General features: G+C 71.1%; 18 protein-coding genes. 12 read left to right on the top strand and 6 right to left on the bottom strand.

All coding sequences use genetic code 11. The features are described from left to right. Positions 1-6: 6 nt before the first annotated feature. Complete coding sequence (locus SM611_RS27545; protein WP_443112145.1) at positions 7-702, top strand: Rv1733c family protein; 696 nt, start codon at positions 7-9, stop codon at positions 700-702. A 92-nt stretch (positions 703-794) separates the two neighbouring features. Here SM611_RS27545 and SM611_RS27540 read toward each other — a convergent pair whose 3' ends face one another. Continuing rightward, complete coding sequence (locus SM611_RS27540; RefSeq protein WP_371953044.1) at positions 795-1,670, bottom strand: universal stress protein; 876 nt, start codon at positions 1,668-1,670, stop codon at positions 795-797. A 289-nt stretch (positions 1,671-1,959) separates the two neighbouring features. Here SM611_RS27540 and SM611_RS27535 point away from each other — a divergent pair, with 289 nt between their 5' ends. The 6 genes from SM611_RS27535 to SM611_RS27510 all read left to right on the top strand — a co-directional run bounded on the left by SM611_RS27535 (position 1,960) and on the right by SM611_RS27510 (position 5,916). Further along, a complete protein-coding gene (locus tag SM611_RS27535; RefSeq protein ID WP_371953042.1) occupies positions 1,960-2,319 on the top strand; it encodes a hypothetical protein in 360 nt (119 codons plus the stop codon). Between the two features lie 76 nt (positions 2,320-2,395). Continuing rightward, a complete protein-coding gene (locus SM611_RS27530) occupies positions 2,396-3,247 on the top strand; it encodes a universal stress protein (protein ID WP_371953040.1) in 852 nt (283 codons plus the stop codon). Positions 3,248-3,389: 142 nt separating this feature from the next. Continuing rightward, positions 3,390-3,842, top strand: a complete 453-nt coding sequence (locus SM611_RS27525; protein WP_371953038.1) for a pyridoxamine 5'-phosphate oxidase family protein — start codon at positions 3,390-3,392, stop codon at positions 3,840-3,842. 106 nt (positions 3,843-3,948) lie between these two features. Then, a complete protein-coding gene (locus SM611_RS27520; protein ID WP_371953036.1) occupies positions 3,949-4,389 on the top strand; it encodes a universal stress protein in 441 nt (146 codons plus the stop codon). A gap of 27 nt (positions 4,390-4,416) precedes the next feature. Then, on the top strand, positions 4,417-5,103 hold the full coding sequence (locus tag SM611_RS27515) for a CBS domain-containing protein (RefSeq protein ID WP_371953034.1): 687 nt from the start codon (positions 4,417-4,419) through the stop codon (positions 5,101-5,103). 132 nt (positions 5,104-5,235) lie between these two features. After that, the gene (locus SM611_RS27510) at positions 5,236-5,916 is read left to right on the top strand and encodes a response regulator transcription factor (RefSeq protein ID WP_371953032.1); all 681 of its coding nucleotides are present in this window, start codon (positions 5,236-5,238) and stop codon (positions 5,914-5,916) included. On the opposite strand, the gene SM611_RS27505 is transcribed toward SM611_RS27510, so the two are convergent. The 3 genes from SM611_RS27505 to SM611_RS27495 all read right to left on the bottom strand — a co-directional run bounded on the left by SM611_RS27505 (position 5,885) and on the right by SM611_RS27495 (position 8,755). Continuing rightward, positions 5,885-6,799: a universal stress protein gene (locus SM611_RS27505; protein ID WP_371953031.1), complete on the bottom strand. Its 915-nt coding sequence runs from the start codon at positions 6,797-6,799 to the stop codon at positions 5,885-5,887. The genes SM611_RS27510 and SM611_RS27505 overlap by 32 nt on opposite strands. 220 nt (positions 6,800-7,019) lie before the next feature. Continuing rightward, positions 7,020-7,880 (bottom strand): universal stress protein, encoded by an 861-nt coding sequence (locus SM611_RS27500; protein WP_371953029.1) that lies wholly within the window; start codon positions 7,878-7,880, stop codon positions 7,020-7,022. A 41-nt stretch (positions 7,881-7,921) separates the two neighbouring features. Further along, positions 7,922-8,755 carry a universal stress protein gene (locus SM611_RS27495; RefSeq protein WP_371953027.1) on the bottom strand — a complete coding sequence of 278 codons (834 nt, stop codon included), beginning with the start codon at positions 8,753-8,755 and terminating at the stop codon, positions 7,922-7,924. A gap of 522 nt (positions 8,756-9,277) precedes the next feature. Here SM611_RS27495 and SM611_RS27490 point away from each other — a divergent pair. The 4 genes from SM611_RS27490 (at position 9,278) to SM611_RS27475 (ending at position 13,264) form a co-directional block, all read left to right on the top strand. Continuing rightward, complete coding sequence (locus SM611_RS27490; RefSeq protein WP_371953026.1) at positions 9,278-10,129, top strand: universal stress protein; 852 nt, start codon at positions 9,278-9,280, stop codon at positions 10,127-10,129. 244 nt (positions 10,130-10,373) lie between these two features. Then, on the top strand, positions 10,374-11,423 hold the full coding sequence (locus SM611_RS27485) for an NAD(P)-dependent alcohol dehydrogenase (RefSeq protein WP_371953025.1): 1,050 nt from the start codon (positions 10,374-10,376) through the stop codon (positions 11,421-11,423). Positions 11,424-11,568: 145 nt separating this feature from the next. Continuing rightward, the gene (locus tag SM611_RS27480) at positions 11,569-12,414 is read left to right on the top strand and encodes a universal stress protein (protein ID WP_371953024.1); all 846 of its coding nucleotides are present in this window, start codon (positions 11,569-11,571) and stop codon (positions 12,412-12,414) included. A 196-nt stretch (positions 12,415-12,610) separates the two neighbouring features. After that, positions 12,611-13,264: a CBS domain-containing protein gene (locus SM611_RS27475; protein ID WP_371953023.1), complete on the top strand. Its 654-nt coding sequence runs from the start codon at positions 12,611-12,613 to the stop codon at positions 13,262-13,264. 172 nt (positions 13,265-13,436) lie between these two features. Here SM611_RS27475 and SM611_RS27470 read toward each other — a convergent pair whose 3' ends face one another. Together SM611_RS27470 and SM611_RS27465 are read right to left on the bottom strand one after the other, a co-directional pair. Beyond that, entirely contained in the window at positions 13,437-14,711 is a 1,275-nt protein-coding gene (locus SM611_RS27470; protein WP_371953022.1) for an MFS transporter, read from the bottom strand. Continuing rightward, positions 14,708-15,067, bottom strand: a complete 360-nt coding sequence (locus SM611_RS27465; RefSeq protein ID WP_371953021.1) for an MBL fold metallo-hydrolase — start codon at positions 15,065-15,067, stop codon at positions 14,708-14,710. The genes SM611_RS27470 and SM611_RS27465 overlap by 4 nt, the downstream gene beginning before the upstream one ends. Positions 15,068-15,160: 93 nt before the next feature. Here SM611_RS27465 and SM611_RS27460 point away from each other — a divergent pair, with 93 nt between their 5' ends. Further along, positions 15,161-15,838 (top strand): ArsR/SmtB family transcription factor, encoded by a 678-nt coding sequence (locus SM611_RS27460; protein ID WP_371953019.1) that lies wholly within the window; start codon positions 15,161-15,163, stop codon positions 15,836-15,838. Positions 15,839-16,049: the final 211 nt, after the last annotated feature.

The following is a 16,049-nucleotide window of genomic DNA, read 5'->3' as shown; positions in this document are numbered from 1 at the left end:
CGGGACATGGGTCGGTGGCCTTCGTCACCGGCATGGGAGATCCTGAATGCATTGCGGACCGGCTTCTGCGGCCCGGAATGGACTGTCCGCCGCCCAACGTCGCCTTGGAAGGGGGACGGTGTCATGAAGCCTCCGAGGATCCGGACGCGTCTGAGCCGATGGCGCCGCAGTTGGGGTTTCGACAGAAATGATCTACGTCGCGACGTGGACCGGGCCCAGATGTTCTACGGCCTGCTCCTTTTGATGATCTTCATCGCGGTCACTCCGCCCATTTCCATCCGCGCCGTCCAGGCCGTCCACCATTCCGGAGTCAAGGCCGAACGGTACGAGGCCGCCACACGTCATCGGGTCGACGCCACCGTGGTCAACATCGAACGGCGGCACACCGGCCGTGAAGTGACGGTGACCTGGATCGCCTCGGACGGAACGCTGCACAGCGGGCGCTACACCAGCTGGCGCGGAGCGAGCCTGGGCGACCGTCCAGCGGTCTGGGCGGGCCCCGGCGGCGTGGGCGAGGATCCCCCGCGCCCGCACGCCCGCACCATCGGCGACTGCGTGGCGACCGCGGTCACGGCGGTGGCGGCGACGGGGCTGGTGCCCGGGGGCGTCTACCTGCTGCTGCGCCGCCGCCTCGACAAACGCCGGTACCGCATGTGGGACGAGGCCTGGGCCGGCTTCGACCGCCGCCGCATCGGCCCCTGACACGACGGCCCCTGACGCGGCGCTCCGAGGACCACTGCCCCGCCGATCAGACGAGCAGCGCTCGGTCGCGATCGCCGGCGTCCGGACAGGCCCTAGTCACCGGTGTTCCGGGACGCGTGGACGACCGCTACCGGGCAGGGCGCGTACTGGACCAGGGCGTGGCTGACCGACCCCAGCAGGAGGCCGCGGAAGCCGCCCATTCCCCGCGAGCCGACGACGAGCAGGCGCGCGCCCTGCGCGGCCTCCAGCAGGACCTCGCGCGGCGGGCCGACCATGATCTCGGCCTGCGCGTCCACTCCCGGGTGAAGGTCACGCAAGGGGGCCATCAGCTCGTTCAGCCGCGCCGTGGCCGCTCCCCGCATGCCGACCTCGTCGACCAGCGGCGGAAGGTCCTGCACCGGCGCCGGCTCCCAGGCCGCCACCGCGTGCACGGACAGCCCGTGCAGGTCGGCTTCGGTGAACGCCATCTCCAGCGCGGCCCGGGACGCCGGTGAACCGTCCACGCCGACCACGGCACGCCCCGGTTCCGTCCCCGGGCGCCCGTCCGTGCCTCGGGCGATCACGACGGGACACGCCGCGTGCGCGACCACCTGGGCGCTGACCGACCCGAGGACCAGACCGGCGAACCCGCCGAGGCCCCGCGGGCCCAGCACGATCAGGGCGGCGCTCCTTCCCGCCTCGATCAGCTTCGCGGCCGGCCGTCCGCATTCGAGCACGCCCTGCACCGGCACGTCCGGCGCTTCCTTCCGGACGTGTTCGACTCCACCGTCCAGGGTCTGCTGCGCGATGGAACCGAGGTCCACCGTCGGCATGGCCATCGAGCCGCCGATAAAGGCCTCCCACGCGTGCATGACCGTCAGCGGCAGGCCCCGCACCCGAGCCTCGCCGGCGGCCCAGTCCAGGGCTTGGACGCCGTTCTGCGAACCGTCGTAACCGGCGACGACACCGGTGATCGCCTCTGTGCTCATGCCTTCTCCCCCCTCGCGCGTACCCGTCGGGTCCATACATCCCCAGCCTTGCCCCCGGTTCCCCTCCCGACAGGGAGCATCGGTCCTGAACCGAGGGGACTTCCGGTCCTCGCGACAGCCATTGAGCGGGCGTAGCAGAAGACGACCAAGAGCTCGGAACACGGCCTCGCCGGACGTGGACGCCAAAGCGGGTCGAACGGCGGCGCGGAGGAGGGCGAAGGTCCCTGGAGCGGACATCCGCCCAGGTCGACCCTGGAGGCACTGGTCCTTTCGCACAAGGAGGTCGACGTTGTCCCACACGGTCGCTAACCAGATCGACGTCAAGGTCACCACCATCCAGGACGTGCCTCAGGCGGACGTAAAGCGCGCCCGCGAGGTCATCGCCCGGGTACTGGCACACGCCCCACGTCCGGTCCTGTACGCCAAGGCCACCCTCAACGTCCTGCCCGACCCCGCCGTGGCCCGGCCGAACCTGGTCTCCCTGCGCATCGACCTCAACGGAGTCCCCGTGAGCGCCCACGCCTCGGCGACCACGATGCCCGAGGCCGTCACGCTCGCCGCCGCCCGCCTGCGCGCCCGGATGGAGCACACGACCCGGTACTGGACGACCCACCGGAAGGGGGACCGAACGAGCGCGGCAGCCGGCTAGCCCGGCATCGAGCCTCGCGGCGACGAGGCAGATCACCTCGCTTCCCCGTCGAAGCCCACCCCCAGAGGAGAGAGCAATGTCCACGCAACGATCAATGATCCTCGCCGGAGCCGACGGCTCCGCCCCGTCCGACCACGCCATCGACTGGGCCGCGGACGAGGCCGCGCGGTTCGGGAAGACGCTGGCCCTCGTGCACGTCGTCGAGACGGCCACACTGGACATACCCGGACACACGACCGACGTCATCTCCGAGGAACTCGCCGCGGCGGGGAGGCGGATCCTGGAGGACGGGCGGGCACGGGCGCTGCGGCGGCGGCCGGACCTCACCGTGGAGACCATCGTCGTCCACGAGCGGAGCGTGCCGGCCGGGCTCCGGCAGTACGCCGGCGACGCCGCCGAGGTCGTGGTCGGGCATCGCGGCCGGGGCGGTTTCGCGGGGCTGCTGCTCGGTTCCACCGCCCTGCGCCTGGCCGGGCACTACCCCGGCCCGGTCACCGTCGTCCGCGACCAGGCCGACGCCGCGGACGGCGAGATCGTGGTCGGGCTGGATTTGGTCCACGATGCCGAGGCCGTGCTCGACCACGCGTTCACCGCGGCCGGCGCACGCGACGCGCGGCTGCGGGTGCTGCACGCCTGGCGTCCCGCGCCGCTCGCCATGGAGGTGGGCATGGACCTGCAGATCACCGCCACCGCCCTCGCCGAGCACCTGGCCGCCGCCCTGGCGCCCTGGCGCAGCCGGTACCCGGACGTCAAGGTCACCGAGGACGTCGTCATCGGCCACCCGGTCGAGGCGCTCAGCGCGGCGTCCGCCGGGTCCTCCCTGCTCGTCGTCGGCTCGCGGGCACGGCCGGTGCCGCTCGGCTCGGTGAGCCACGGCGTGATCCACCACGCCCGCTGCCCCGTCTCCGTCGTCCGCTCCTACGAGTGATCGCCGGCCCCGAGCCCGCCCACCCCGCCCGCACCTAATCCGCCCGCTACCGGGAACCTTCCAGAGCATGGCCCGCGGCGCTCCGCCCGGAAGGTCGCGGAGGACGCGGGCACCGGAGAACAGCGACACGAACGGAGGGCTCATGAGCGGCGAACTGCAGGAGCTCGACCTGGCCACCTGCTTGGCCCTCGTCCGGCAGGTGGCCGTCGGCCGGATCGCGTGGGCCGGCGAGGACGGGACCGTCACCGTCCTGCCGGTCAACTTCGTCCTGGACGGTGAGGCCCCCGTCTTCAGCACGGCCCCGGGCGCCAAGCTCGACGCCATCCGCGGCGGGCGCCCGCTCACCTTCGAAGCCGACGACCTCGAACCGGCGCTCAGGACCGCCTGGAGCGTCCTCATCACCGGCCACGCCGAAATCGTCACCGACCCGGGCGAGATCGAACGCCTCCGGCAACTGCCTCTCACCCCGTGGATCCGTTCTCCCAAGGACGTCCTCATACGGTTGGCGCCGCGCCACATCAGCGGACGCCGCATCCCCCTGCACGCCGGCGGAGTCACAACAGAAGAGATCGACCCCACAGACGAACCCACGTGACGCCGGGCGCCCCATGGGGTCCAAGGTCCCGCGCCTGCGGGACGGTCGGCTCTGACCTGCGGGCGGTCCCCCGGGACACACTGGAGGTGACTCAGGGAGGTCACCGATGTGGGTCATGCCAGAGCACCGCTCGGTCGTCGCCGGGGTGGACGGCTCGCCCAACTCCATGGCCGCGCTACGCCGTGCCGCCCGCGAAGCCCTCGAACGCCACGCGCGGCTCGACGTCGTCCGCGTAGTGGAGGCCGACGGCGAACCCGGGCCCCGCCTGCTGCGCACCGCGCGCGAATGGCTGCGGCTGCGGCGACTGACCGCCGACGCCATCCCCCGAACCCAGCACCTGAACACCCGGCTCCGCGTCGTGCGCGGCGCCCCCGGCCAAGCACTCGCCCAGGCCGCCGAGCACGCCGAACTCCTGGTCATCGGCGCCCGCCTGCACTCCGAACACGGCAACCCACTCGGCGGAGACACCGTCCCGACAGTGCGCGAGCACGCACGCTGCCCGGTCGTGATCTGCGCCGACCACACCACCACGTCCGAGACCCCCTGAACCACACGAAAACCCCCGGAGGAAGCCATGAAACGCCGCACCGTCCAGGACGTCATGACCAAGAGCGTCGTGACGGTCACCGAAGAGACCCCCTTCGCCGAGATCGTCGACACGATGGCCGAGCACCGCATCAGCGGGGTGCCCGTCCTGGACGTCGCGCGCCGCGTCACCGGCATGGTCACCGAGGCCGATCTGCTGCGCAAGCAGGAGTACAAGGACGGCGGCGCCGGTCACGGGTCACTGCGGGCCAGGCTGCGGCGCCATGCCGACGCCGAGTCCAAGGCCGCGGCCGTGGACGCCCGGGGGCTGATGAGCGCCCCGGCCGTCTCCGTCGCCCCGAACACCCCGATCGCCGAGGCCGCCCGGCTGCTGAACGCCCACGGCTTCAAGGCCATGCCCGTCGTCGGCGAGGACGGGCGGCTCGCCGGCATCGTGGCCCGCCGCGATCTGCTGAGCGTGTTCCAGCGTTCCGACGCCGACATCCGCGACGAGGTCATCTCGGACGTTCTCATCCACAAGCTCTGGCAGGACCCCGCGGAACTGCACGTCCGCGTCCAGGAAGGCGTCGTCCACCTCACCGGGCGCGTCGAGGTCAAGAGCCTCATCCCGATCATCGTCCGGCTGACCGCCGCCACCGAAGGCGTCGTGGACGTCGTCCACACCCTCGCCTACGACCACGACGACGCCCGCCCCAGCGCGTATCCGAGAGCGTGAGGCCCCGCGCAGACGCCGCAGCCAGGGAGACATGAACATGCGCGTCCGTGCTCCCTGCGCCCGGTCCCCGCACCCTCTGCGATGATCTTCACCGGTAACGTCCAGGCGTTACCGGGAGATGAGGGTGATGAGATGACCGACCCGAGCCGTCAAGTCACCGGGCCCATCCGGGTGTTCCTGCTGGACGACCACGAGGTCGTCCGCCGCGGGGTGGCCGCGCTGCTGTCCGCCGAGGACGACATCGAGATCGTCGGCGAGGCCGGCACCGCCGAGCACGCGCTGGCGCGCATCCCCGCCGCCCGTCCCGACGTGGCCGTGCTGGACGTCCGGCTCCCCGACGGCGACGGCGTCAGCGTCTGCCGCGAGATCCGCTCCCAGATGCCCGACCTGGCCTGCCTGATGCTGACCTCCTTCGACGACGAGGACGCCCTGTTCGAAGCGGTCATGGCGGGCGCGTCCGGATACGTCCTCAAGCAGATCCACGGCTCGGACCTGGTCGGCGCCGTCCGCACCGTGGCCACCGGCCAGTCCCTGCTCGACCCCCGCTCCACGGCCCGGATGCTGCAGCGCCTGCGCGACCGGCAGGGCAAGCAGGACCCCCTCAAAAGCCTCACCGAGCAGGAGCGCCACATCCTCGACCTCATCGGCGAGGGCCTGACGAACCGGCAGATCGGCGAGCGCCTCTTCCTGGCCGAGAAGACCGTGAAGAACTACATCTCCAACATCTTCGCCAAGCTCGGCATGAGCCGCCGCACCCAGGCCGCCGCCCTCGCCGCCCAGCTCAAGGCCGACTCCATGAAACGGCACGTGTAGGGCTCTCAGGGGCGGCCTGCCGCGACCGCGGGACGATCGCCACCGCGCACGGAGCGTGGTGCAGCATGGTCGAACTCGTCGCGCCCAGCAGCAGCGGATCCAGGCTCCCGGTGCCGCGATCGCCGACCACCAGCAGATCGGCGTCCCTGGCCGCCGTCAGCAGGGCGTCGCGGGGACGCTCCAGCAGGAGCGATACCTGCACGCGGACCTCCGGAAAACGCTGCTTCCATGGCTGGACGGCCATGTCCAGCATGGCGGCGCGCGTCTCGCGCAGCTTGTTCTCGTCGGTGAAGAGGGGCAGTTCGAAGTCGGGGACGGCCCCGGGTTCCCAGGCCCCGTAGACCACGCGCAGGTCGAAGCCGCGGAGGGCGGCCTCTTCGATCCCGAAGCCGAGCGCCGCGTCCGCGCCCGCCGATCCGTCGACGCCGACGACGATCAGCCCGTACCGTCCGCCGGCGTCACGGACGGCTACCACCGGACGACGCGTCCGCGCCGGCAGTTGCACTGCCGTGGACCCGACGGGCAGCCGGTCCCGCTCATGGGAACCCACGACGATCAGTTCCGCGGCGCCGGACTCGTGCACGAGCGTCTCGGTGACGGGTTCGCGTCTGAGCAGCGTGGACACTGTGCCGCCCGCGCCCAGCCGGCGCGCCCGCCGAGCGCCTTCGCACAGCAGGTTCTCGCCCGCTCGCTGGACGATCGCCTCGACGCGCGCATCCACATGCCCTGGCGGGTAGGGCCAGCGCCAGCAATGGCACATGACAAGGTCGAGTTCACGTAGCCGGGACTCCTCGACCGCCCAGCGCAGCGCGGACTCATTCTCCTTGGTCCCGTCGTAGCCGAACAGGATGTTCGGCCGCTGGGCCCGTGCCGGTGCAACCATCTGGCCGCCCCCCTCCTCGCCCCGGGTGCTCACTTCCAGTCTCGGCAGGGCCGTGCACGTCTCGCTGGGGCCGAAGGTCCCGGAGCCGCCGGGTCTCGTCCGGCGCTGACCGGAAGGGCCGGCTGGTGAGAACGCGGCGCGGTAAGGGAACGCCTTCACGACGCCGGCCTCGGACGACGACTGTCCTGAGGCGGCGGACCGCGCCTGTTTCGCGTACCCCTTACGTCTCGGACGTAACCGGGACGACTGCGACCGGGCAGTGCGCGTGGTGGATGAGCGCGTGCGTCACGGCGTGGCTGCGCGGAGCCGTCAGCCCTGTGTGCGGGCGCGTGCCGGCGATCACGAGATCGACGTCCCGGGACGCGGCGACGAGGGCGGCGGCGGGGTTGTCCTGGACGATGTCCTCGGCCACGTCCACGCCGGGGAAACGTTTGCGGATCGGCGCGTGCGCCTCGATGACGCGCCACCGTGCCCGCTCCTCGATGCGCCGCAGGTCGGCTCCGGCGCCGGGCTCGTCCAGCGCTTCGGGGAACGGCCAGGCGTGCACGACCCGCAGCCCGGCGTTTCGCGCCGCGGCCGCCCGGAAGGCGTACTCCAGGGCCGCGGAGTCGTCCCCGAGGCCGACGCCCACGGCGATCTCGGCCCGCTCGGCCTTCGGCTCACCGCGTACCAGCACCACCGGACAGGCGGTGTTCCGGACGATTCCCAGCCCGACCGACCCCAGCAGGAGCCCGGCGAAGCCTCCGAGGCCGCGGTGCCCCACCACGACCTCGTACGCCTCCCTGGAGTGCTCGGCCAGCACTTGGACGGTCCGTCCGGACGCCAGTTCGATGCTCACCGGCACTTGCGGACGGCGGGCGTGCGCGACGCGCTCGGCGCTCGCGAGCACTTCGCTGCCCGCACGCGACAGCGAACTCGCCTCACCGGGCGCGAGGGTCAACGGGACGTCGAACGGCCACTTCTCCACGGCGTGCACGATTCTCAGGTCGCGCCTGTACCGGGCCGCTTCATCGGCCGCCCACGCTAGGGCGTGCTCGGACGGCACCGAGCCATCGGCACCGACCACAATCGGATCGGACATGGTCAGTTCCCCTTTCTCCCGGCTGCGACGGCTGTCGAACCTCAGTCGCTGTTGGGGACGACGACGACCGGGCAGCGCGCGTGGTGCAGCACCGTGTGGTTGACCCGGCCCAGCGCCATCGCGGTCAGCGGGCCGCGCCTGCGGCGAGCACCGATGACGACCAGCCCCGCGCTCTGCGACGCCTGCACCAGCGCCTGGGCGGGAGTCCGGTCCGACACCAGCCGGTCGACCGTGACGTCGGGGTAGTGCTCCCGGTAACCGGCCAGGGACTCCGACATCTCAAGGTCCTCGATCACCCGGCGGCGCGGGGAGAACTCACCGCCCACCGCGTGCAGCGCCAGGACGCCCGACCCCCGAGAGGCGGCCTCCTTGAACGCCCAGTCGATGAAGGTCCCCTCGTCGTCCACGCCCTCGACACCGATCACGATCTTCTTCGGCGCGTCCGTGGGGTAGGGGGCCGAACGCGAGACCACCAGCACCGGGCACCGGGCGTGCGCGGCGGTGTAGAGGCCCACCGAGCCGAACAGCAGTCCTTCGAAACCGCCCAGTCCGCGCGACCCCACCGTCACCAGGTCCGCGTCCTCGCTCTGCTCCACCAGGGCCCGTCCCGGATCGGCCGGTACCAGCCGCGTCTCCACCTCCAGCCCAGGCTGGAGCTTCAGGGCGTACTGGCGGGCCTCGCCGAGCAGATCCTCGCGTTCGGCGATCAGCCGGCGCAGCGCGTCCGGCGGGATCGCCCCCTCGTCCAGGAGGGCACGCGAGGCATGCACCAGAAGCAGCGGAAGACGCTGACGGTGGGCACGGTCGGTCGCCCAGTCCAGGGCCCGCCAGGCGTGCGCGGAGCCGTCGATCCCCACGACGATCGGAGCCGACATCGGTCATCCCTCCTAGGCTTCGTTCACGTTCACTCATGACGCTAAAGCGAAGCTCTCTGGATTTCTCCGGCCGAAGGTCCCGCCCTGAGCGGACGACGGTCATCCGCTCTCGGCGCCCTCGCGGTCCATCAGACGCAGCGTGGCCGCCGCGCCGTGCACGCCGGCTCGATCTGGACCGTCGGCTCCGCTGCGCCCATGCCCAGCCGGAACGTAGATACCGGTCGGTCATCAGGAAGGCATGGGCGGCCACCCGCTGCGCTCAGCGGTTCATGCCCATAACCAAGTCGAAGACACCGGGCGGGTAACGCGCGGTGAACAGCAGCGCGACGGCGGCGATGAGGACCAGCACCCCGACCAGGCCCGAGCGCTCCGGCCTCTTTCGGGGCCCAGGTCGTCGCGCACTCCTGGGGACGTTGGTCCCCGGTCCAGCCGGACCAACGGGGGTGGAGGGAGGGGCCGGCGGCGGAGACATTTGATAAGCCGGGAAGGACATCCATCCTGGCGAGCAGGAACGGCGGACGCATGATGAGAGCTGACCTGGACACCAGGCCCTGGAAAGATCCCGGCCTACTCGTCGGCTACGACGACTCCGACGACGCACGTTTCGCGCTGGGATGGGCGCTCGCCGAGGCACAGGTGCGGCACTGCGCGGTCACCATCTGCGACGTGTGGAGCCCGCCGTGGGACGCGGGCATCGACGACCTGACCGCCAACCTGTTCCGCAGCGGGGAGAGCCGCATTCTCGGCGAGGCCGTCGCCCTGGCCCGGCGCTGGCAACACGGAGTACCGGTGCGTCCCCTCCTCCTCCGAGGGTTCCCGGTGACCGAGCTGAGGCACGCGAGCTCGCAGGCGGACCTGCTCGTCGTCGGATCGCGCGGGCACGGCGCGATCGGCCACGTGCTGGGCTCGGTGAGCGCCGGTGTCGCCGCGCACGCGCTGTGCCCGGTCGTGATCGCCCGTCCTCCCCTGGCGCACCGCCCCGGCGCACCCATCGTGGCGGGGTTCGACGGCTCCAGGCTGGCGCGGGAGGCGCTCGAGATCGCCTATCTGGAAGCCGAACTGCACAGCGCCCCGCTCACCGTCCTGCGCGCCCTCCCGCCGGGCACCGGCCGCGACGGAGCGGCGGAACCCGGACCGGACCTGGAGATCGACAGGCTCGGCGCCAGGTATCCCTCGGTCCGGTGCAGGGTGGAGACGAGTTCCGGGAAACCCCGCGACGTGCTGCTGGAGGCCGCCCAGAACGCGAGGATGCTGGTCGTCGGATCACGCGGCGCCGGCGGAGTACGCGGTCTGGTGCTCGGCTCGGTCAGCCAGTACCTGGTCCAGCATGCGCCCTGCACAACGATCATCGCTCACCTCCGCGGCACGCCCTAGCGTGCGACGAAGATGCCTGGGAGTCGAGATCCCCGGGTAGGAATCAATGGATTCGGGCGCGAGATCTCATCACCGGCTGCGGATTCCAGCACTATCGCGGCCTTTCCTCGGCAGGAAGGCATGCGAGCCGCGCAAGGGGGCAGGTGGACGGCAACTCGCCACCGGGTTCCAGGCGGGACCTTCGTCCGTTGCGTACACGGTCTGCGACGTATTCCCTGGTAAGTAAGGGGAAGGAGCAAAGACGATGCGAGCATTGCGACTGCGGGAATGGAAGTCCGATCCGGTGTTGGTCGATGTCCCCGATCCCGAGCCCGGCCCCGGGCAGGTCGTCATCCGGGTCGGCGGCGCGGGGGCATGCCACTCGGACCTGCATCTGATGCACGAGTTCGAAGGTGGGCAGCTCCCCTGGGGGCCTCCGTTCACCCTGGGACATGAGAACGCCGGATGGGTGGTCGCCCTCGGTGACGGCGTGTCCGCCCTGCAGGTCGGGCAGCCTGTCGCGGTCTACGGGCCGTGGGGCTGCGGGAGGTGCGCGCGCTGCCGCCCCGGCGCGGAGAACTACTGCGAGGACCCGGCGAACGCCCCCGTGCCGTCCGGCGGCGGCGGGCTCGGCCTCGATGGCGGCATGTCCGAATACATGCTCGTTCCTGACGCGCGCCTCCTCATCCCGCTGCCCGACGGCCTCGACCCGGCGAGCGCGGCGCCGCTCACCGACGCCGGTCTCACCCCTTACCACGCCATCCGCCGATCCTGGGCGAAACTGCCGCCCGGCGCGACCGCGGTCGTGATCGGCGCCGGCGGGCTGGGGCACCTGGCCATCCAGATCCTCAAGGCCACCACCGCCGCGACGGTCATCGCCGTCGACACGCGCACCGAGGCACTCGATCTCGCGCTGAAGAACGGCGCCGACCTCGCCATCCCGTCCAACGACGGAACGACCGCGAGCATTCGGGACGCGACCGGGGAGCACGGCGCGGACGTCGTTCTGGACTTCGTCGGGACGGATGCGACCCTCGCCATGGCGGCGGCCGCTGCCCGGACGCTCGGGGACGTGACCATAGTGGGCCTTGGTGGGGGAACCCTGCCGCTGTCCTTCTTCTCCGTCCCTTACGAGGTGTCACTGCAGACCACCTACTGGGGCACCAGGCCCGAGCTCGTCGAGGTCCTCAACCTGGGTGCGCGCGGGCTGCTGCAACCCGAGATCGTCCAGTTCCCCTTGGAGGAGGCGATGGAGGCCTACCGGCAGATGCAGGATGGGAAGCTCGCCGGGCGGGCCGTGATCGTTCCTTCATGACGCCCGTGACGAACGCGCGGACATGCCGACCAGCATGGTGGCCGCCGTGGGCTGCCGGTCCATCCGTCCTCGGGCAGGTCCGGAGGAACTGCCCCCGATGAAGGAAGCTCGGCGGTCGCCGCGAAGATCGAATGAGGAGATCTCGTTGTCCGCACCGATCGTCGTCGGCACTGACGGTTCCGATGCGTCGGCACGTGCCCTCGAATGGGCCGCCGCCGAAGCCACCTTGCGGAAACGTCCACTGGAGATCGTCCACTCCGTCGCGAGCCGGCCGTACGAGAGGGCGCGCGTCTCACAAGGCGAGGCCGCCGGGGCCATGACCCGTGCAGGCCGAACGGTTCTGACGGCCGCCCTCGAACGCGTCCGGGAAAAGTGGCCGGACCTCGCGACGACGACCACTCTGGCGAGCGGCGAGCCTTGGAAGGCCCTGAGCACGCAGTCGGAGAAGGCGTTCGAGCTCGTCCTGGGAAATCGTGGTCAGGGCGGTTTCGCCGGGATGCTGCTGGGTTCCACAAGCCTGCGCTTGGCCGAGCACTCCGCCATCCCGGTGGTGATCGTGCGCGAAGGCGCCCCCGAAGAGGGCGAAATCCTGGTGGGCATCGACCCGGTGCGGGACGTCGGTGCGATCCTCGACTACGCCTTCGACGCCGCCGAGTCGCGCCATGCCCGACTCCGCGTCGTCCACGCGTGGCAGACGCTCGCGACCTTCATCGAGGCCGGTTACGCCGACGCCGAGGAGATCGAGACGGAGCTGAAGAAGGAGGTCGTGGCCGCCTGCCGGCCGCTACGACGTCGATACCGGGGAGTCGACGTAGTCGACGAAATCGTCCTGGACCACCCGGTGGCCGCGTTGTCCAAGGCCTCGCGCAGGGCCCGCCTGCTGGTGGTCGGCGCCCACGACTGGCGCTGGAGCTCGCCCCGACTCGGTTCCGTCAGCCACGGAGTCGTTCATCACGCGCAGTGCCCGGTGGCGATCGTTTCCGCCCGCTGATCAGCAGCCCGCCGCCCCGCGTTCGGTTCGCCCGCATGCCAGCACCTCGCGGGCCGCCCTCGGCAGGACTTTCGTCCAGGGTTTCGGGACCTCCATCCTCTGGTACGGCTAGTACGGTCCGATCAGGCTCGATCACGAAGGGTAGATTTTGGAGGAAGGGCCAGGCCAGATGAAGCGCCCGACAGTGGAGACGGTCATGACGTCCGATGTCGTTACGGTGCCGTCCGACGCCCCGTTCAAGGACGTGATCACAACTCTCGCCGATCATGCGATCAGCGGAGTCCCGGTTGTCGATGGGGAGAGGCGTGTCATCGGCGTGGTCACCGAAGCCGATCTGCTCCGCAGGGCGGCTGCCGACCGGGACGTCAGGCCGGGTCCGGGGCATCACCCCGTGCCGGAAGGGTCCGAGGCCCCCACGGCTGGGGAAGCGATGAGTTCGCCCGCCGTCACCACGTCCGCGGACACCACGGTCACCGAAGCGGCCCGATCGATGAGCCGCCACGGCTTCAAACGGCTACCGGTCGTGGACCCCGATGGCCGGCTTGTGGGCATCGTCAGCCGCGCCGACCTGCTGACCGTCTTCCTGAGAACCGACGCGCAGATCCACAACGAGGTGACCCACGAGATCGTCATCCAGAGTCTCTGGCTCGACCCCGCCGAGGTGGAGGTCGACGTGCGCGACGGTGTGGTCACCCTGCGGGGCCGCGTGCCGCTGGCCAGCCTGGTCCCGATCGCCGAACGCCTGACGGCCTCCGTCTACGGCGTCGTCCAGGTGGTCAACGAGCTCGACTACGACGAGGACGACAGCGCACATCCGCACCCGCGCCGCGCGGGCCCGGCCGCATTGTAGGCACCCCGCAGCGGGCAGTGCTTGCCGCAGTGTGGTCGGCGTTCCTGACATCGAGTGGCGCATCGTATGACGGTCCCGTGCTCCTCTCTCGAAGCGGCGGCCCTGGTCCTCGGCACGGCCGTTGACGGTGTTCACGGCAGGTGGATGGGGTGGAGTGTCCACTGGTTCGGTCTCATCCCCGTCGTTGCGGGGCGGGTACGGGCTGGTGGGTTTCGTACATGCGCACGGCCACGGTGATCGCGGAGACGGCGCTGACGGCGGCGGTCGCCCAGACCGCGGCGTGCAGTCCCAGCGCGTCGGCGACGATGCCGCCGACGACCGCGCCCACGGCGTAGCCGAGGTCGCGCCACACCCGGTAGACCCCTACGGCGCGGCCCCGCCAGATCGGATGCGCCACGTCCCCGATCACGGCGAGGAGCGTCGGGTAGACCATCGCGGTCCCGACGCCGAGCAGGGCGGTGCCGGCCGCCCACACGGTGAAGCCGTCGCCGAGGGCGATGACGGCCAGTGCTGCTGCTTGGGTCGCCATCCCGGTGGTGATGAGGTGTTTGCGTCCGATCCGGTCTGACAGCGCTCCTGTCACCAGTTGTCCGGCACCCCATACGGCCGGGTACAGCGCGAACAGCAGCCCGATCTGGCCGACGGACAGGTCGGCGGTGGCGAACAGCAAGGGGAACAGTCCCCAGGAGAGTCCGAAGTTGAGGTTGTTGACCAGGCCGGCCTGGCTCGCCGACGACAGTGCGGGTTCCTTCAGGCTGGTCTGGGTGAGGATCTCCCGGTTGGACAGTTCGGCGTGGAGGTGGTCGTGCAGGCCGTCGGCCCGTGCCCCGTGCCGTCCTGCGTCGAGCAGTGCGTGACCGCGGGTCTCCCTGACGAGGATGCCTGACAGCAGCAGCGCCAGAGCGGTGTAGCACAGGCCGAGGAGGAACGGCGCCGGGCGGAGTCCGTACTGTTCGGCGAGGTATCCGGCGACCAGTGAGGTAACGGCCACCGCGCCGTATCCGGCCGCCTCGTTGAGGCCCATGGCCAGCCCGCGCTGCCTGGGGCCGACGAGGTCGATCTTCATCACGACGGTGGTGGACCAGGTCAGACCCTGGTTGATGCCGAGCAGGACGTTGGCGGCCACGACCCAGCCCCAGTTCGGTGCCCAGATGAGCAGGAGCGGCACCGGCACCGCGAAGAGCCAGCCCGCCAGCAGCACCGGTCTTCGTCCGTACCGATCGGAGAACGTGCCCGCGACGTAGTTCGCGATCGCTTTGGTGACACCGAACGCGGCCACGTAGGTGAAGATGAACGTGTATCCGGTCAGCCCGAATACGTCGGTGGCCAGCAGGGGCAGCACGGTCTGCTGCTGGCCCACCATGCCGCCGACCAGCGCGTTGATCGCCACCAGGAGAGTGAACTGGGCGGCGTTGGCGCGCAATCCCAGCTGGATCGGCCGGTTCACCGGGGGTCGCCCTCAGGGCCGGCCACGAGCCGCTCGCCGCGGACGAAGGTGTCCTCGTCAGGTGCGACCGGCAGTGGATTGGTGCGCTTCTGGGCACCGATCACGATGGTGCGTTCGGCACCGGGCGGGGCCGAGCAGATGAGCTGGACGGCGCCGGAGACGGAATCGGCGTGCGGACGGGTGTCGGCGGCGTACGCGACCGTCAAGCCGCGCCGCTCGGCCGCGTCACGCGGGCCGCGCAGATCGCGGGCGGCGTCCACGGCCAAGGCGCGGCCATCGCCCGAGTCGAGCGGGTAGGCGCTGTTGCCCAAACCGTCATCGACCAGCGGAGTCAGATGCACGTCAGCGAAGCCCACGACACTCCTCCAAGATCCGGGTTGAGTCACGGCGGCGAGTGGTCACATCGTCGACCAGCCCCTACACTATTCCATGGATTTATGGAGGATGTCATGACGGAGAGCACCGCCGCGCACTCCAAGACGCGGTTGTACGAGGCGTTCGCGGTCGGCGGCAAGGCACTGGCCAGCGGAAAGCGCCTGGAACTGCTGGACCTGCTGGCCCAGGGCGAGCGCACCGTCGAGGCGCTGGCCGCGGCGGCCGGGCTGAACCTGACGACGGCGTCGGCGAACCTGCAGACCCTCAAGCGGGCCGGGTTCGTCGCCACCCGCCGCGAGGGGGTGCGCATCCACTACCGGCTCGCCGGCGACGACGTCGCCCGGCTGCTGGCGCTGCTGCGCAAGGTCACCGACGCCCACCAGCCCGCCGTCCCGGCCGCCCGCGACGCCTATCTGGGCAAGGACGGCGGCGCCGGGATCACCCGCGAGGAGCTGCGCGCCCGCGCCGAGGCCGGGGACGTGGTGGTGCTGGACGTCCGGCCGGCGGCCGAGTACCTGGCCGGGCACATCCCCGGCGCCGTCTGCATCCCGGTCGCGGAACTGGCCGACCGGATCAACGAACTGCCCGAAAGCGCCGAGATCGTGGTCTACTGCCGCGGCGAGTACTGCGTGCTGGCCTACGACGCCGTCCGGCTGCTGACCGACCGCGGCCGCCGCGCCGTCCGCCTCAACGACGGCATGCTGGAGTGGCGCCTGGCCGAGATGCCCGTCCACGCCGGAGACCTCGCATGACCGATTCCCCGCCGCCCGCGCGTCCGGGGCTCGCCGGCGGGCCGGTCCACCTGGACTACTGCGCCACCACGCCCGTGACCCGCGGGCGGCCGAAATGATACTGCCGCCCCTGGCGCCCCTGTTCGGCAATCCCTCCAGCGACCATCCCCACCGCGGGCACGGGATCTGCTCCAGGCGCGGCAGGCAGCGTCCGCCAGGCCGAATCCGGCGT

This window comes from Actinomadura monticuli (assembly GCF_041463655.1).
In the GTDB taxonomy this organism is placed as follows: domain Bacteria; phylum Actinomycetota; class Actinomycetes; order Streptosporangiales; family Streptosporangiaceae; genus Spirillospora; species Spirillospora monticuli.
This window is presented reverse-complemented; position numbering and strand designations above follow the sequence as displayed.

Bases quoted from the DNA above. Each gene is read 5' to 3' on its own strand.
- SM611_RS27515 (WP_371953034.1), top strand. From the start codon at position 4,417: ATGAAACGCCGCACCGTCCAGGACGTCATGACCAAGAGCGTCGTGACG.
- SM611_RS27510 (WP_371953032.1), top strand. From the start codon at position 5,236: ATGACCGACCCGAGCCGTCAAGTCACCGGGCCCATCCGGGTGTTCCTG.
- SM611_RS27525 (WP_371953038.1), top strand. From the start codon at position 3,390: ATGAGCGGCGAACTGCAGGAGCTCGACCTGGCCACCTGCTTGGCCCTC.
- SM611_RS27505 (WP_371953031.1), bottom strand. From the start codon at position 6,799: ATGGTTGCACCGGCACGGGCCCAGCGGCCGAACATCCTGTTCGGCTAC.
- SM611_RS27475 (WP_371953023.1), top strand. From the start codon at position 12,611: ATGACGTCCGATGTCGTTACGGTGCCGTCCGACGCCCCGTTCAAGGAC.
- SM611_RS27500 (WP_371953029.1), bottom strand. From the start codon at position 7,880: ATGTCCGATCCGATTGTGGTCGGTGCCGATGGCTCGGTGCCGTCCGAG.
- SM611_RS27495 (WP_371953027.1), bottom strand. From the start codon at position 8,755: ATGTCGGCTCCGATCGTCGTGGGGATCGACGGCTCCGCGCACGCCTGG.
- SM611_RS27490 (WP_371953026.1), top strand. From the start codon at position 9,278: ATGATGAGAGCTGACCTGGACACCAGGCCCTGGAAAGATCCCGGCCTA.
- SM611_RS27545 (WP_443112145.1), top strand. From the start codon at position 7: ATGGGTCGGTGGCCTTCGTCACCGGCATGGGAGATCCTGAATGCATTG.
- SM611_RS27530 (WP_371953040.1), top strand. From the start codon at position 2,396: ATGTCCACGCAACGATCAATGATCCTCGCCGGAGCCGACGGCTCCGCC.
- SM611_RS27520 (WP_371953036.1), top strand. From the start codon at position 3,949: ATGTGGGTCATGCCAGAGCACCGCTCGGTCGTCGCCGGGGTGGACGGC.
- SM611_RS27540 (WP_371953044.1), bottom strand. From the start codon at position 1,670: ATGAGCACAGAGGCGATCACCGGTGTCGTCGCCGGTTACGACGGTTCG.
- SM611_RS27485 (WP_371953025.1), top strand. From the start codon at position 10,374: ATGCGAGCATTGCGACTGCGGGAATGGAAGTCCGATCCGGTGTTGGTC.
- SM611_RS27460 (WP_371953019.1), top strand. From the start codon at position 15,161: ATGACGGAGAGCACCGCCGCGCACTCCAAGACGCGGTTGTACGAGGCG.